Source organism: Bradyrhizobium sp. CB1717 (genome assembly GCF_029714325.1).
Classification (GTDB): Bacteria; Pseudomonadota; Alphaproteobacteria; order Rhizobiales; family Xanthobacteraceae; genus Bradyrhizobium.
In genome coordinates this window covers 98803-113604 of the sequence record NZ_CP121666.1, presented here as the reverse complement: position 1 = coordinate 113604, position 14802 = coordinate 98803, and the positions used below count along the sequence as shown (strand labels likewise).

The window sequence follows — 14802 nt, the reverse complement described above, 5'->3', positions numbered from 1 at the left end:
GCGAGGTTTGTTTGCGCCAGCAATGGGCCCTCGCGTGGAGCCGTATGCGCCGCCGCGCTGCCATCCCGCGGGATGGCAAATTCAATCGGAGGCGGCCGGCCCGAGGGGGATCCCGGGCCAGCCAATCCGCACCGCCGATCAGACGACCGTCAGGCGAACGTCGACATTGCCGCGCGTGGCATTGGAGTACGGGCACACCTGGTGCGCCTTGGCGACCAGTGCCTCGGCCTCCGCGCGGGCAAGGCCCGGCAGCGAGACGGCGAGGTCGATGTCGAGGCCGAAGCCGCCCTCGGAGCGCGGGCCGATTCCGACCGTCGAGGTGACGGAGGCATCGGCCGGAACCTTCGGGCCGCCCTGGGAGGCCACGAACTTCATGGCGCCGATGAAGCAGGCGGCATAACCGGCCGCGAACAGCTGCTCGGGATTGTTGCCGGCGCCGCCGCCGCCACCGAGCTCCTTCGGCGTGGTGAGCTTGACGTCGAGCGCGCCGTCGAGGGTCGCAGCATGGCCGTCGCGGCCGCCGGTGGCCTTGGCGCTGGTCTTGTAGAGGACGTTCACGGACATTTTCGTCTCCTCGGGTCTTTCCGGGTTGGGGTGCGATCTTTATCGCAGGCAATTAGATTGTGCGCAATCTAAATCGGCATGCCTCACATTTAATTGTTCGCAATTGAATGTGTCGCCGGCCGGCCCCAGAATGGAGCAAACGATGTGAGATTCTCGATGGCCCGGAAATTATCGGCGCTGGACCCGCAGCGCCTCGACAACCAGATCTGCTTCGCAGTCTATTCCGCCGCGCATGCCTTCAACCGCGTCTACAAGCCGCTGCTCGACCGGCTCGGCCTGACCTATCCGCAATATCTGGTGATGCTGGTGCTGTGGGAGCGCGACGACGTGCCGGTCAAGGAGATCGGCGAAAAGCTGTTCCTGGATTCGGGCACGTTGACGCCGCTGCTCAAGCGCCTCGAGGCCGCCCATCTGGTCAAGCGCACCCGCTCGCGCGAGGACGAACGCCAGGTCCTGATCGCGCTGACGTCACAGGGCCATGCGCTGAAGGAGAAAGCGCGCAGCGTGCCGCAGTCGATCCTCGCGGCATCGGACTGCTCGGTATCGGAACTGGTGACGATGAAAGACGAGATCGTCGCGCTACGCGACCGGCTGAATGCAGTGATCGGGGAGTAGTTGGGATTTAATTCAAAGCCCGTCGCCCTTCGGGCTATGGCGGGGCGGCCTTCGCTCACTTCGCTACGAGGGACTTCCCGGGCTTGCCGAGCCGAAGCTGGCGAAGGTTGGTGGAGCCAGGCGGGATCGAACCGCCGACCTCTTGCATGCCATGCAAGCGCTCTCCCAGCTGAGCTATGGCCCCTTAGTCCTTAAATGGGACGATCCCGGAGGATCCCCCACAGACCGGCGAGCCTGGTGACTCGCGCGGTGCACCCTTTTTCACAGATCAGGACTGATCTCAAGTCTCTTCATCACCTCCGACATCACCAATGATGTCGGTCACGTCCTCATCGCCCTCTTCTTCGTCGGCAATGAAGGTCGAATCATCGTCATCGTCGTCGTCGAGGGTCTCGTCGACCTCGATATCGTCCTCCGATTCGGGCACGGCGGCCTTGACCTTGCCGGTGTTCTCCTCGGCGTCGGCCTCCTCGAGCGAGACCTCCTCGACCTCTGCCGGCTCCGGCGCGGTATCCGCTGTCGCGGCGTGCCGGGCTTCGGCGCCGCGGGGGACGCGAGCGGGCGCCACCGGGGCGATCGGCACCACTTCGCCGGTATAGGGCGAGATCACCGGATTCTTGTTGAGGTCGTAGAACTTCTTGCCCGTGGTCGGGCAAATACGTTTGGTTCCGAGTTCGGACTTGGCCACGGCAGGAATCCTGGGAATGTCTGAAAAGCGGTGCTTCACTTGGCTAGTTGGCGGCCCGCTGTCAATAGCGCATTACGGGAGAACGACATGCCCGTGACGGGGGCCAGACCATGTGGTACCTGCGCGCCAGCCCAAAGGATGCATCCAAGGGCCTATCCAAGGACACAATCTTGACCCATTCCGACCAACCGAGACCGCTCCAGTCTCGCGCCAGCGGCCCCCTGACCGGGAAAGTACGGGTGCCCGGGGACAAGTCGATCTCCCACCGCGCCCTCATCCTGGGTGCGCTCGCGGTCGGCGAGACCAGGATTTCGGGCCTGCTGGAGGGCGAGGACGTCCTCAACACCGCCAAATCGATGCAGGCGCTGGGCGCCAGGGTCGAGCGCACCGGTGATTTTGCGTGGAAGGTCAATGGCGTGGGCGTCGGAGGCTTCGCCCAGCCCAAGGCGCCGCTGGATTTCGGCAACTCTGGCACCGGCTGCCGGCTGGTCATGGGCGCCGTCGCCGGCTGCCCGATCTCGGCGGTGTTCGATGGCGATGCCTCGCTGCGCAGCCGTCCCATGCGTCGGATCCTCGATCCGCTCGAAAAGATGGGCGCGAAGGTCGTCTCCGGCAGCGAGGGCGGGCGTCTGCCGCTGACCCTCCTGGGCGCGCGCGATCCGCTGCCGATCACCTACAAGACTCCCGTTGCCTCGGCCCAGATCAAATCGGCCGTGCTGCTGGCGGGCCTCGCCGCGCCGGGCACGACCACTGTCATCGAGAGCGAGGCCAGCCGCGACCACACCGAGCTGATGCTGAAGCATTTTGGCGCCGACATCACGTCAGTGCAGGAAGGTCAGCACGGCCGCCGCATCACGCTGGTGGGCCAGCCCGAGCTGCATGGCGCCAACGTCGTCGTGCCCGCCGATCCCTCTTCGGCGGCGTTCCCGATCGTCGCAGCACTGATCGTCGAAGGCTCCGACATCGTGCTGTCCGACGTCATGACCAATCCGCTGCGCACAGGCCTGTTCACGACGCTGCGCGAAATGGGCGGCTTCATCGAGGAGAGCGAAGTGCGCGGCGATGCCGGCGAGCCGATGGCGCGCTTGCGCGTGCGCGCGTCAAAGCTGCGCGGCGTCGAGGTGCCGCCGGAGCGCGCGCCCTCTATGATCGACGAATATCTGGTGCTGGCGGTGGCAGCCTCCTTCGCCGAAGGCACGACCATCATGCGCGGCCTGCAGGAGCTGCGCGTCAAGGAATCCGATCGCCTGGAGGCGACCGCCGCCATGCTCCGCGTCAATGGCGTGAAGGTCGAGGTGTCCGGCGACGATCTGATCGTCGAGGGCCGCGGCCATGTCCCCGGCGGCGGCACCGTCGCCACCCACATGGACCATCGCATCGCGATGTCGGCGCTGGTGATGGGCTGCGCCTCCGACCATCCGGTGACCGTCGACGACACCGCCTTCATCGCCACCAGTTTCCCGGATTTCATTCCGATGATGCGTTCGCTAGGGGCCGAGTTTTCATGATTATCGCCATCGACGGGCCCGCGGCCTCGGGCAAGGGGACGCTCGGCAAGCGTCTCGCCCACCATTACGGCTATCGTCATCTCGATACCGGCGTGATCTATCGCGCGGTCGCCTATGCCCTGATGCAGTCCGGTCATGATCTCCGGGACGAGGCGGCCGCGGTGCAGGCCGCCTTGGAGCTCGATCCCGAAAAGTTCGGCAATCCCGCCCTGAAGACCCAGGAGGCCGGCGAGGGCGCCTCGATCGTCTCGGCGATCCCGAGGGTTCGCGAGGTCCTGGTCAATTTCCAGCGGCAATTCGCCGCCGATCCGCCCGGCGCCGTGCTCGACGGCCGGGATATTGGAACCGTGATCTGCCCTCATGCCGACGTGAAGATCTTCGTTGTGGCCGACCCCAGGGTGCGCGCGCGCCGCCGCACCATGGAGGCCAAAGCCAGGGGCGAGGAGGCCGATGAGGCAGCCGTGCTCGCCGACATCATCCGGCGCGACGAACGCGACAAGAACCGGCCGATTGCGCCTTTAAAACCGGCCTCGGATGCTTACTTGCTAGATAACTCCCAACTGGATATAGAAGGCGGCGTCCGGGCCGCCATCGACATTATCGAGGCCGTCCGAGCGGGCCGGTCGCGGGGTTAAGCCGCAGCCGTCATTGGAGGAAGCGCCCGCTCCCGCTCTTTGAGGTCGATACTTCCGGTCCCTGTTTTGGGGCCGGCGCGATCCAGGCTCCGGACATAAGATTTTCACGTATCGAACGCGCGGGCTCAGCCGGCCCGCTTCCGCTGTTCCGCCTTTGAGGCCGGAGCAGCGAGCGGTCGCTCGAAGGTTTTGCGGACCTTCCGACACTGCGTGTGCGATGCGCCCATGAACCCAACGGCCGGCAAGACTTCCGCAACTGGAGAACAAATGGCTTCGACTTCTGCTGATACCTATAGCCCGTCGCGTGACGATTTCGCCGCGATGCTCGACGAGTCCTTCGCAGGTGGCAACCTGCAGGAAAGCTCCGTCGTCAAGGGCAAGGTGGTTGCAATTGAAAAGGACATGGCCGTCATCGACGTCGGCCTGAAGACCGAGGGCCGCGTTGCCCTTCGCGAATTTTCCGGCCCCGGCCGTGACAGTGAGATCAAGGTCGGCGACGAGGTGGAAGTGTTCCTCGATCGCATCGAGAACGCCCTCGGCGAAGCCGTGCTGTCGCGCGACAAGGCGCGCCGCGAAGAGAGCTGGGGCAAGCTCGAGAAGGCGTTCCAGAACAACGAAAAGGTCAACGGCGTCATCTTCAACCAGGTCAAGGGCGGCTTCACCGTCGACCTCGACGGTGCCGTGGCCTTCCTGCCGCGCTCGCAGGTCGACATCCGTCCGATCCGCGACGTTGCGCCGCTGATGAACAACTCGCAGCCGTTCCAGATCCTCAAGATGGACCGCCGCCGCGGCAACATCGTCGTGTCTCGCCGCACGGTTCTCGAAGAGACCCGCGCCGAGCAGCGTCAGGAGCTGGTACAGAACCTCGAAGAGGGTCAGGTGATCGACGGCGTGGTCAAGAACATCACCGATTACGGTGCGTTCGTTGACCTCGGCGGCATCGACGGCCTGCTGCACGTCACCGACATCGCGTGGCGCCGCGTCAACCATCCGACCGAGGTGCTCTCGATCGGCCAGACCGTGAAGGTCAAGATCATCAAGATCAACCACGAGACGCACCGCATCTCGCTGGGCATGAAGCAGCTGCTGGACGATCCGTGGCAGGGCATCGAAGCCAAGTACCCGCTGGGTGCCCGCTTCACCGGCCGCGTCACCAACATCACCGACTACGGTGCGTTCGTCGAGCTCGAGCCGGGCATCGAAGGCCTGATCCACGTCTCCGAGATGTCGTGGACCAAGAAGAACATGCACCCCGGCAAGATCGTGTCGACCTCGCAGGAAGTCGACGTGCAGGTGCTGGAAGTCGATTCCGTCAAGCGCCGCATCTCGCTCGGCCTCAAGCAGACCATGCGCAACCCCTGGGAGGTCTTCGTCGAAGGTCACCCGACCGGGTCGGTGGTCGAGGGCGAGGTCAAGAACAAGACCGAGTTCGGTCTGTTCCTGGGTCTCGAGGGCGACGTCGACGGCATGGTCCACCTCTCCGACCTCGACTGGAAGCTTCCGGGCGAGCAGGTGATCGACAACTACAAGAAGGGCGACATGGTGAAGGCCGTGGTGCTCGATGTGGACGTCGAGAAGGAGCGTATCTCGCTTGGCATCAAGCAGCTCGAAGGCGACCCCTTCGCCGAGCCGGGCGATGTCAAGAAGGGCGCGGTCGTGACCTGCGAAGTGCTCGAAGTGAAGGAGAGCGGTATCGAGGTGAAGATCGCCGGTACCGACTTCACCACCTTCATCAAGCGCTCGGAGCTCGCCCGTGACCGCAACGACCAGCGCGCCGAACGCTTCGCCGTCGGCGAGAAGGTCGATGCCCGCGTGATCCAGTTCGACAAGAAGGCCCGCAAGGTCCAGGTGTCGATCAAGGCGCTCGAAGTCGCCGAAGAGAAGGAAGCCATCGCGCAGTACGGCTCCTCGGATTCGGGTGCGACGCTGGGCGACATCCTGGGCACCGCGCTCAAGAACCGCGACAACAAGTAAGCGAAACTTCCGTTTCGCTGGCAATCGAAGCCCCGGCGCAAGCCGGGGCTTTTTTGTTTGGCTTGGCGCCCGTATTGCCCGTAGCCCGGATGGAGCGCAGCGCAATCCGGGAAAGTCTTTCCGCGACGTGAAGGCCCCGGATTACGCTTCGCTCCATCCGGGCTACGAGGGTTTCCAAGCCTTCATTTCTTCAAATTGCGCCGCAATTGATGTATCCAGACAAGCCAATGCTTACGTTGTGACGGCACAACGCCTCTGGCCTTTCATTTGGAGATATTCCGATGTCGCTCGATTCGGACATCATCGTCGATCGCCGCAGGATCCGCCGCAAGCTGACGTTCTGGCGCGTCATGGCCGCGCTCATTGCGATTGCGGCGATTGCGAGCTTTGCGCTGATCGCGACACCCGGTGCGCGCGGCACGTTCGCATCCGCCGGCTCGATCGCGCGGGTCCAGATCGAAGGACTGATCCGCAGCGATTCCGATCGCACGCAGGCGCTGGAGCGGCTGGAGAATTCGCAGGCCGCCGCCGTCATCGTTCACATCAATTCGCCGGGCGGCACCACCGCCGGCTCCGAGCAGCTCTATGACTCGCTCGTGCGGCTCAAGGCGAAGAAGCCGCTCGTCGTCGTGGTCGAAGGTCTCGCCGCCTCCGGCGGCTACATCACGGCGATCGCGAGCGATCACATCATCGCCCAGCAGAGCTCGCTGGTCGGCTCGATCGGCGTGCTGTTCCAGTACCCCAACGTCACCGAGCTCTTGAAGACCATCGGCGTCAAGGTCGAGGAGGTGAAATCCTCGCCGCTGAAGGCTGCGCCCAACGGATACGAGCCGACAAGCCCCGAAGCGCGCGCCGCACTCGATGCGCTGGTGAAGGACTCCTACGCCTGGTTCAAGGGACTGGTGAAGGAACGGCGTGGCATGGATGACGCACAGCTCGAAAAAGTGGCTGACGGCCGCGTCTTCACCGGACGCCAGGCAATCGATCTCAAGCTGATCGACCAGATCGGCGACGAGAAGGCTGCGGTGACCTGGCTGGTCGAGCAGAAGGGCGTCAAGAAGGGACTTCCCGTTCGCGATTACAAGCTCCAGCCGCGCTTTGGCGATCTGCCGTTCCTCAAGACTGCAGCCGCCGTCACGCTGGAAGCGCTTGGTTTGGGCTCGATCGCGCATCAAATCGGGCAAACCGGCGTCGCGCAGGCGGTCGACCGCCTCGGAATGGATGGAATGCTGGCGTTGTGGCAGCCGGCCGCATCGAACTGACGGGGGCGGGCGAGTTCCCGAAGTTTTTCTCGCACTGCGAGTGTCGGGGCAGCCCGCTTTTTCGGCATTTGTCACGCACTTTCACGACGCTCAACCTTGATTTAGCGTCTTGACAGATCACGGTATTTTCACGGAAATGGTCATCCGCACGCTTCCGGGTCCTATCTCTCGATGATCAAATCCGAACTTGTTCAGCGTATCGCCGAGCACAACCCGCATCTGTACCAGCGGGATGTCGAGAACATTGTGAATGCGATTCTCGAAGAGATCGTAGCGGCCCTCGCACGCGGTGACCGCGTCGAGCTGCGCGGCTTCGGTGCCTTCTCGGTCAAGCATCGCCCGGCGCGCGCCGGGCGCAATCCACGCACTGGCGCCCATGTGCCCGTCGACCAGAAGAGCGTTCCGTTCTTCAAGACGGGCAAGGAAATGCGCGAGCGGTTGAACCGCGACCATCCGGATCCCGGCGCGCCGGACTGAGGCCGGCGCCAGGGTTTTTCGCGGCTGCACAAGACGCGGCCGGCAGCTTGATTCAAGGCGAGCGAAGCGAGATGCGAAAGTTCCTGACCGCGCTGATCGTGATTCCGCTGGCCCTGATCCTGGTGACCTTTGCGGTGGCCAACCGGCATTTCGTCACGGTCTCCTTCGATCCCTTGATCTCCGACGACCCCTCGTTCTCGGCCACAATGCCGCTGTTCCTGCTCCTGATCCTGGTGGCGGCGCTGGGCGTCGTGGCGGGCGGCTGTGCGGTCTGGCTCGCGCAGCGGCACTGGCGGCGGGCCGCGCGCCGGCACGAGGCCGATGCCAGGGCTGCGCGGGGCGAACTGGCCGATCTGCGCGCTCAGGTGACCGCGGCAAGACCCGAGGCGCAGCGGCTTCCCGTTCCCTCCGGGGTCGGCCTTTACGGGCCCATCGGGCGAGACAAGCAGCGCGCGACGTTGTAGAAGCGGCCCCGACCGAAAACCCCGTTTTCCGGCCGCACCCTGCGGCCGCTACCCGCTTCGAGACCATGTCCCTGCTCGTCAAAATCTGCGGCCTGTCCACGCGCGAGACGCTTCAAACAGCGCTCGACGCCGGCGCCGACATGGTGGGGTTCGTGTTCTTTCCGCCGTCGCCCCGACATCTCTCTTTGGAGCTTGGCCGGGACCTTGGCCGGCAGGTGAAGCAGCGCGCGCTTAAAGTGGCGCTCACGGTCGATGCCGACGACGCCACGCTCGACAACATCATGGACGCGCTCTCGCCGGATATTTTCCAGCTCCACGGCAAGGAGAGCGTCGCCCGGCTGCGCGACATCAAGCAGAAGTACGGCCGCCCGGTGATGAAGGCCGTGCCGGTCGCAATCGCCGCCGATCTTGCCGTGCTGCCCGGCTATGCCGCGGTCGCCGACCGCATCCTGTTCGATGCCCGTGCGCCGAAAGACGCGACCCGTCCCGGTGGCCTCGGCGCGCCCTTCGACTGGCACCTGCTGGAAAATCTCGATCTGAAACTGCCCTACATGGTCTCGGGCGGGCTGCACGCCGACAACGTCGCGGAAGCGCTTCGCGTCACCGGCGCCGGTGGCGTCGACGTGTCCTCCGGTGTCGAGAGCGCCCCTGGCGTCAAGGACCCCGAGATGATCAAGGCCTTCATTCGCGCCGCGCGCGCTACCCAAGATGCAAGTCAAGAGTTGAGCGTTCGATGAACATCGCCAAACCCAATTCCTATCGCAGCGGCCCCGACGAGCGCGGTCATTTCGGCATCTTCGGCGGACGCTTCGTCGCCGAAACCTTGATGCCGCTGATCCTCGATCTGGAGAAGGCGTACACCGCGGCCAAGGCCGATCCGGCCTTCCAGGCCGAGATGAACGGCTATCTCAAGAACTATGTCGGCCGGCCCTCGCCGCTGTATTTCGCGGAACGTCTGACTGAGCATCTCGGCGGCGCCAAGATCTATCTGAAGCGCGAAGAGCTCAACCACACCGGCTCGCACAAGGTGAACAACGTGCTCGGCCAGATCATGCTGGCGCGGCGCATGGGCAAGAAGCGCATCATCGCCGAGACCGGCGCGGGCCAGCATGGCGTCGCCACCGCGACGCTGTGCGCGCGCTTTGGCCTCGAATGCGTGGTCTATATGGGCGCCGTCGACGTCGAGCGGCAGCAGCCCAACGTCATCCGCATGGAGATGCTGGGCGCAACGGTGGTCCCGGTGCAGTCCGGGACCCGCACGCTGAAGGACGCCATGAACGAGGCGCTGCGCGATTGGGTCACCAACGTGCACAACACGTTCTATTGCATCGGCACGGTGGCGGGACCGCATCCCTATCCGACGCTGGTGCGCGACTTCCAGTCCATCATCGGCAACGAGACCAAGGCGCAGATGCAGGAGATCGAAGGCCGCCTGCCGGACTCGCTGGTCGCCTGCATCGGCGGCGGCTCGAACGCGATGGGCCTGTTCCATCCGTTCCTCGACGATTCCTCGGTCGAGATCTTCGGCGTCGAAGCGGCCGGCCACGGGCTCACGCAGCTGCATGCGGCGTCGATCGCGGGCGGCCGCCCCGGCGTGCTCCATGGCAACCGCACTTATCTCTTGATGGATGCGGACGGCCAGATCCAGGACGCGCATTCGATCTCCGCCGGCCTCGACTATCCCGGCATCGGCCCCGAGCATTCCTGGCTGCACGAGGTCGGCCGCGTCAATTATCTCTCCGCGACCGACGACGAGGCGCTCGCTGCGTTCCAGCTGCTGTCGAGGCTCGAAGGCATCATCCCCGCGCTCGAACCGGCGCATGCCATCGCCAAGGTGATGGAGCTCGCACCGAAGCGGCCGAAAGATCACCTGATGGTCGTCAATCTCTCCGGCCGCGGCGACAAGGACGTCCCGCAGGTCGGCGACATCCTGAGGGGCAAGAAGTGACCACGCGTATCGATACCCGTTTTGCCGAGTTGAAGAAGCAGGGCCGCTCGGCCTTCGTCACCTATGTGATGGCCGGCGATCCCGATCTCACAACGTCGCTCGAGATCGTCAAGGCGCTGCCCAAGGCAGGCGCCGACGTCATCGAACTCGGCATTCCCTTCACCGATCCGATGGCGGATGGTCCCTCGATTCAGGCCGCAGGTCTGCGCGCGCTCAAGGTCGGCATGACCTTGAAGAAGACGCTGGAACTGGTGCGCGACTTCCGCAAGGACGACAACGTCACGCCGCTGGTGCTGATGGGCTATTACAATCCGATCTACATTTACGGCGTCGACAAGTTTTTGGCTGATGCCAAGACATCAGGCGTTGACGGCCTGATCATCGTCGATTTGCCGCCGGAGGAAGACGATGAGCTCTGCATTCCCGCGCTGAAGGTGGGTCTGAACTTCATTCGCCTCGCGACCCCGACCACCGACGACAAGCGCCTGCCCGCGGTGCTCGCGAACACATCAGGCTTTGTCTATTACGTCTCTATCGCCGGCATCACCGGTGCAGCGGCGGCAGACGCCAATGCCGTTGGCGAAGCTGTCGCGCGCATCAAGCGGCATACCAAGCTGCCGATCTGCGTTGGTTTTGGCATCCGCACGCCGGAGGCGGCGCGCGCCATTGCCGAGAAGGCCGATGGTTCGGTGGTCGGCACCGCGCTGGTGGATGCGCTCAAGAACAGCCTCGACGCCGAGGGGCGTGCGACCGCCAAGACCGTTAACGCCGTCGCAGAGCTGACGGCGGCCCTGGCCCAGGGCGTCAAGGGTGCGAAACAGGCGGCGGAATAGGTCATAATTCCGCTTCCGGGGCGGGCGACACGGCGGCTTGCCGGGCAGGGGCCCGGCCGCCATATATTCCTTCAGGCGATTCCCAGCGGGATCGCACATCGGAGCAAACCATGAACTGGCTTACCAATGTGGTCCGGCCGAAGATCCGCAACATGCTGCGGCGGGAGACGCCGGAGAATCTTTGGATCAAGTGCCCGGATTCCGGACAGCTCGTGTTCTACAAGGACGTCGAGGCCAACCAGTTCGTCATCCCCGGCTCGAACTACCACATGCGCATGAACTCGGTGGCGCGTCTGAAGTCGATCTTCGACAACGAGACCTGGTACGACGTCGCGCTGCCCGAGGTCTCGCCTGATCCGCTCAAGTTCCGCGACGAGAAGAAATACGTCGACCGCATCAAGGATGCGCGGGCGCGCACCAACCTCAACGACGCGATCAAGGTCGGCTACGGCAAGCTCGAAGGCGCCGCCGTCGTCGTCGCCGTGCAGGATTTCGATTTCATGGGCGGCTCGCTCGGCATGGCCGCGGGCGAGGCCATCGTGCGTGGGCTGGAGCTCGCAGTCGAGAAGAAATCGCCCTTCATCGTGTTCGCCGCATCCGGCGGCGCGCGCATGCAGGAAGGCATCTTGTCGCTGATGCAGATGCCGCGCACCACCGTCGCGGTGCAGATGCTGCGCGAGGCAAAGCTGCCCTACATCGTCGTGCTGACCAACCCGACCACCGGCGGCGTCACCGCCTCCTACGCTATGCTCGGCGACGTGCAGATCGCCGAGCCCGGCGCGCTGATCGGTTTTGCCGGCGCGCGCGTGATCGAGCAGACCATCCGCGAGAAACTGCCTGAGGGTTTCCAGCGCGCCGAGTACCTGAAGGAACACGGCATGGTCGACATGGTCGTGCATAGGCACGATCTGCGCCCGACCCTGGCGCGGCTCTGCCGCCTGCTGACCAAGGCGCCGGCTCAGGAAGGCGCATCGAAGCCAGCGCAGCCGGTGACGAGCCCGGCGCAGATCGTATCGGCCGCCGAGACGGCGCCGGCCGCGCCGCACGCGTGAACGCCTCCTCTGACAGTGCAAAGACACCGCTCGACGAAGTGATCGGGCGGCTGTCGGCCCTGCATCAGAAGCGCATCGATCTCGGGCTGGAGCGGATGCACCGCCTGCTCGAGCGGCTCGGCCACCCCGAACGCAAGCTGCCGCCGGTGATCCACATCGCCGGCACCAACGGCAAGGGCTCGACGGTCGCCTATCTGCGCGCGACGCTGGAGGCCGCTGGCCTGCGCGTCCACACCTACACCTCGCCGTATCTCGTCCGCATCAACGAATGTTTTCGCCTTGGCCGCGTCGGTGGCGGCGTGCTGGTCAGCGACGACGAACTGCGCGCCGCGCTGGAGGAGGTCGAGCGCGTCAATGCGGGCGAAGCCGCAACCGTGTTCGAGCTGAAGACCGCTGCGGCGTTTCATCTGTTCGCGCAGAACCCGGCCGACGTCGTGCTGCTCGAAGTCGGCCTTGGCGGCCGGCTCGATTCGACCAACGTGGTCGATCAGCCTGCGGCCTGCGTGATCACGCCGGTCAGCATGGACCACATGGATTTCCTAGGGGACACGCTCACATCGATCGCCGGCGAAAAGGCCGCGATCATCAAGCGCGGCGTGCCTGTGATCTCGGCCGAGCAGTCGCCGGAAGCGATGGCCGTGATCGAGGGGCAGGCCAAGCGCATGCGCGCACCGCTGTTTGCCGCGAACGAGAGCTGGCACGTCAATGTCGAGCACGGACGGCTGGTTTACTCCGACGACCGCGGCCTGATGGATCTCGCCGCGCCGCGCCTGTTCGGCCGCCACCAGTTCGACAATGCCGGTCTTGCGATCGCGACGTTGCGCGCAATTCCGACCTTCAAGGTCAACCAGGCCGCCTTCGAGGCCGGCGTCGTCGGTGCCGAATGGCCGGCGCGGATGCAGCGCCTCACTTCGGGCGAGCTGCTTTCGTGGGGGCCGCAGGGCTCGGAGATCTGGCTCGACGGAGGCCATAATGCCGAGGGCGGGCGCGTTGCCGCCGCGGCACTCGGCGATCTCGAAGAACGGGTGTCGCGGCCGCTGGTGGTGATCGCGGGCATGATGGCCAACAAGGATGCGCGAGGCTTTCTCGCCAATTTCGCCGGCCTCACCCGCCACATCATCGCGGTGCCGATCCCCGACACCGAGAATGCGATGCCGGCCGACCGTCTCGCGGATGCGACGCGCAGCCTCGGCATGCGCGTCGAGATGGCGCCCGGCATCGAGGCCGCGCTGCGCGCCCTGTCGAAGCTGGCTTACGAGGTGCCGCCGCGCATTCTGATCACCGGTTCGCTATATCTCGCCGGCCACGTGCTCGCCCTCAACGGCACGCCTCCTGCATAGAGGTTGCGTAGCCCGGATGGAGCGAAGCGCAATCCAGGATCTCGCCACACGCCATCAATGCCCCGGATTGCGCTTCGCTCCGTCCGGGCTACAGGAATCCTAATGCGTTTTGCCGCGATTGCCGACGTCCACGGAAACTATCTCGCACTTGAAGCGGTGCTCGCCGACATCCGCGCGCATGACATCGCCGACATCGTCAATCTCGGCGACATGCTGAGCGGGCCGCTCGATGCGCGCCGGACCATCGAGATCCTGATGAAGCTCGATGCCGTGCATGTGCTCGGCAATCACGACCGCTATCTGCTCGATCGTCCGCCCGAAAAGATGGGCTCGTGGGACCGCCCCGCGCATGCGCAGCTCAATGCCGCGCAACTCGACTGGCTGCGCACGCAGCCGATGACGCGCGTGTTTCGGGACCAGGTCCTTCTCTGTCATGCGACGCCAGAGAACGACGAAGTCTATTGGCTCGACACCGTGCACCCTGATGGCACCGTCGCGCTGTCGCCGCTCGACCGCATCGAGCAGTTCGCGCAAGGCATCACGCAATCGCTGATCCTGTGTGCCCACACCCATCTCGCCCGCGCGGTGCGGCTTCGCGACGGAAGGTTGATCGTCAATCCCGGCAGCGTCGGCAGCCCCGGCTATCGTGACAAGCATCCGTTCCCGCATGTCGTCGAAGCCGGCACACCGCACGCGCGCTATGCGATCCTCGATCTGGCCAATGGTGCCTGGCAGGTGACGTTCCGCCACGTCGCCTATGATCACGAGGCGATGGCCGCGCTCGCGCGCCGCAACAATCAGCCGGAGCTGGCGAACGCGCTGGCGACGGGCTGGATCAAGTAGCTCTCACTTCGTAGCCCGGATGGAGCGCAGCGCAATCCGGGAATCGCGCCACAAACGACGTCGGCCCCGGATTACGCTTCGCTCCATCCGGGCTACGGGTTTGACTTCGTGATACGTGCGCTTGTTATAAGCGTGAATATCAAAGGAGCGCGCAATGGACGACGGACATGTCTGGCGCAACGAATATGCCATCGAGACGTCTGCAACCGCAGAGACGATCTGGGGCATCTTTCGCGATGTGCCCGGTTGGAAAACCTGGAACGCAGGTATCGAGCAGATCGACATCGACGGGCCATTTGCGGCCGGCACCTGGTTCACGATGAAGCCGCCCGGTGAGGAGGCACTGCGCTCGCAACTGATCGAGGTCCGCGAGAACGTGTGCTTCGTCGATGAAACGCGAGTCGGCGACCTCGTCATCACAGTCGCACATCGCATCGAGTCGCTTGGCCCGGCGCGCACGCGCATCGTTTACGCCGCGGACGCGCGAGGGCCGCAAGCGTCCGAGATCGGTCCGGCTGTCGCGTCGGACTTTCCCGATGTTCTGGCCAGTCTCGTCAAGCTCGCCGAAACGAGATCGGCATGATTGCCGCCGACAAAAA

16 protein-coding genes and 1 tRNA gene are annotated in these 14802 nt (G+C 64.7%); 14 read left to right on the top strand and 3 right to left on the bottom strand.

Going from position 1 to position 14802, the window contains the following annotated elements:
* Positions 1-138: 138 nt before the first annotated feature.
* A complete protein-coding gene (locus tag QA649_RS00490) occupies positions 139-564 on the bottom strand; it encodes an organic hydroperoxide resistance protein (protein ID WP_018645071.1) in 426 nt (141 codons plus the stop codon).
* Positions 565-720: 156 nt separating this feature from the next.
* On the opposite strand from QA649_RS00490, the gene QA649_RS00485 reads away from it, so the two are divergent.
* Positions 721-1179 (top strand): MarR family transcriptional regulator, encoded by a 459-nt coding sequence (locus QA649_RS00485; RefSeq protein WP_283022504.1) that lies wholly within the window; start codon positions 721-723, stop codon positions 1177-1179.
* A 108-nt stretch (positions 1180-1287) separates the two neighbouring features.
* Here the strand turns inward: QA649_RS00485 and QA649_RS00480 are convergent.
* Positions 1288-1363: transfer RNA gene (locus tag QA649_RS00480), tRNA-Ala, on the bottom strand.
* A 96-nt stretch (positions 1364-1459) separates the two neighbouring features.
* A complete protein-coding gene (locus QA649_RS00475) occupies positions 1460-1867 on the bottom strand; it encodes a TIGR02300 family protein (RefSeq protein ID WP_183250106.1) in 408 nt (135 codons plus the stop codon).
* Between the two features lie 170 nt (positions 1868-2037).
* On the opposite strand from QA649_RS00475, the gene aroA reads away from it, so the two are divergent.
* The 13 genes from aroA to QA649_RS00410 all read left to right on the top strand — a co-directional run bounded on the left by aroA (position 2038) and on the right by QA649_RS00410 (position 14786).
* A complete protein-coding gene (gene aroA / locus QA649_RS00470) occupies positions 2038-3375 on the top strand; it encodes a 3-phosphoshikimate 1-carboxyvinyltransferase (RefSeq protein WP_283022503.1) in 1338 nt (445 codons plus the stop codon).
* Positions 3372-4010 (top strand): (d)CMP kinase, encoded by a 639-nt coding sequence (cmk, locus tag QA649_RS00465; RefSeq protein WP_283022502.1) that lies wholly within the window; start codon positions 3372-3374, stop codon positions 4008-4010. The genes aroA and cmk overlap by 4 nt, the downstream gene beginning before the upstream one ends.
* 267 nt (positions 4011-4277) lie before the next feature.
* A complete protein-coding gene (gene rpsA, locus QA649_RS00460) occupies positions 4278-5984 on the top strand; it encodes a 30S ribosomal protein S1 (protein WP_026312314.1) in 1707 nt (568 codons plus the stop codon).
* A 281-nt stretch (positions 5985-6265) separates the two neighbouring features.
* On the top strand, positions 6266-7246 hold the full coding sequence (gene sppA / locus QA649_RS00455; protein WP_283022501.1) for a signal peptide peptidase SppA: 981 nt from the start codon (positions 6266-6268) through the stop codon (positions 7244-7246).
* A gap of 171 nt (positions 7247-7417) precedes the next feature.
* Positions 7418-7723, top strand: a complete 306-nt coding sequence (locus QA649_RS00450) for an integration host factor subunit beta (RefSeq protein ID WP_007598410.1) — start codon at positions 7418-7420, stop codon at positions 7721-7723.
* 71 nt (positions 7724-7794) lie between these two features.
* Positions 7795-8187, top strand: a complete 393-nt coding sequence (locus tag QA649_RS00445; protein WP_283022500.1) for a lipopolysaccharide assembly protein LapA domain-containing protein — start codon at positions 7795-7797, stop codon at positions 8185-8187.
* A 65-nt stretch (positions 8188-8252) separates the two neighbouring features.
* Positions 8253-8924, top strand: a complete 672-nt coding sequence (locus QA649_RS00440) for a phosphoribosylanthranilate isomerase (RefSeq protein WP_283022499.1) — start codon at positions 8253-8255, stop codon at positions 8922-8924.
* Entirely contained in the window at positions 8921-10135 is a 1215-nt protein-coding gene (gene trpB / locus QA649_RS00435; RefSeq protein WP_260387289.1) for a tryptophan synthase subunit beta, read from the top strand. Before QA649_RS00440 ends, trpB begins: the two co-directional genes overlap by 4 nt.
* Positions 10132-10968 carry a tryptophan synthase subunit alpha gene (trpA, locus tag QA649_RS00430; RefSeq protein WP_283022498.1) on the top strand — a complete coding sequence of 279 codons (837 nt, stop codon included), beginning with the start codon at positions 10132-10134 and terminating at the stop codon, positions 10966-10968. The genes trpB and trpA overlap by 4 nt, the downstream gene beginning before the upstream one ends.
* 110 nt (positions 10969-11078) lie before the next feature.
* Positions 11079-12020, top strand: coding sequence for an acetyl-CoA carboxylase, carboxyltransferase subunit beta (accD, locus tag QA649_RS00425; RefSeq protein ID WP_018644157.1), 942 nt, complete (start codon positions 11079-11081; stop codon positions 12018-12020).
* Entirely contained in the window at positions 12017-13360 is a 1344-nt protein-coding gene (locus QA649_RS00420; RefSeq protein WP_283022497.1) for a folylpolyglutamate synthase/dihydrofolate synthase family protein, read from the top strand. Before accD ends, QA649_RS00420 begins: the two co-directional genes overlap by 4 nt.
* Positions 13361-13462: 102 nt before the next feature.
* Positions 13463-14203: a metallophosphoesterase family protein gene (locus QA649_RS00415; RefSeq protein ID WP_283022496.1), complete on the top strand. Its 741-nt coding sequence runs from the start codon at positions 13463-13465 to the stop codon at positions 14201-14203.
* 154 nt (positions 14204-14357) lie between these two features.
* Complete coding sequence (locus QA649_RS00410) at positions 14358-14786, top strand: SRPBCC family protein (protein WP_283022495.1); 429 nt, start codon at positions 14358-14360, stop codon at positions 14784-14786.
* Positions 14787-14802 lie beyond the last annotated feature (16 nt).

Excerpts from the sequence above, each read along its gene's own strand:
- QA649_RS00490 (WP_018645071.1), bottom strand. The coding sequence starts at position 564 with ATGTCCGTGAACGTCCTCTACAAGACCAGCGCCAAGGCCACCGGCGGC.
- QA649_RS00485 (WP_283022504.1), top strand. The coding sequence starts at position 721 with ATGGCCCGGAAATTATCGGCGCTGGACCCGCAGCGCCTCGACAACCAG.
- cmk (WP_283022502.1), top strand. The coding sequence starts at position 3,372 with ATGATTATCGCCATCGACGGGCCCGCGGCCTCGGGCAAGGGGACGCTC.
- rpsA (WP_026312314.1), top strand. The coding sequence starts at position 4,278 with ATGGCTTCGACTTCTGCTGATACCTATAGCCCGTCGCGTGACGATTTC.
- sppA (WP_283022501.1), top strand. The coding sequence starts at position 6,266 with ATGTCGCTCGATTCGGACATCATCGTCGATCGCCGCAGGATCCGCCGC.
- QA649_RS00450 (WP_007598410.1), top strand. The coding sequence starts at position 7,418 with ATGATCAAATCCGAACTTGTTCAGCGTATCGCCGAGCACAACCCGCAT.
- QA649_RS00445 (WP_283022500.1), top strand. The coding sequence starts at position 7,795 with ATGCGAAAGTTCCTGACCGCGCTGATCGTGATTCCGCTGGCCCTGATC.
- QA649_RS00440 (WP_283022499.1), top strand. The coding sequence starts at position 8,253 with ATGTCCCTGCTCGTCAAAATCTGCGGCCTGTCCACGCGCGAGACGCTT.
- trpB (WP_260387289.1), top strand. The coding sequence starts at position 8,921 with ATGAACATCGCCAAACCCAATTCCTATCGCAGCGGCCCCGACGAGCGC.
- accD (WP_018644157.1), top strand. The coding sequence starts at position 11,079 with ATGAACTGGCTTACCAATGTGGTCCGGCCGAAGATCCGCAACATGCTG.
- QA649_RS00415 (WP_283022496.1), top strand. The coding sequence starts at position 13,463 with ATGCGTTTTGCCGCGATTGCCGACGTCCACGGAAACTATCTCGCACTT.
- QA649_RS00410 (WP_283022495.1), top strand. The coding sequence starts at position 14,358 with ATGGACGACGGACATGTCTGGCGCAACGAATATGCCATCGAGACGTCT.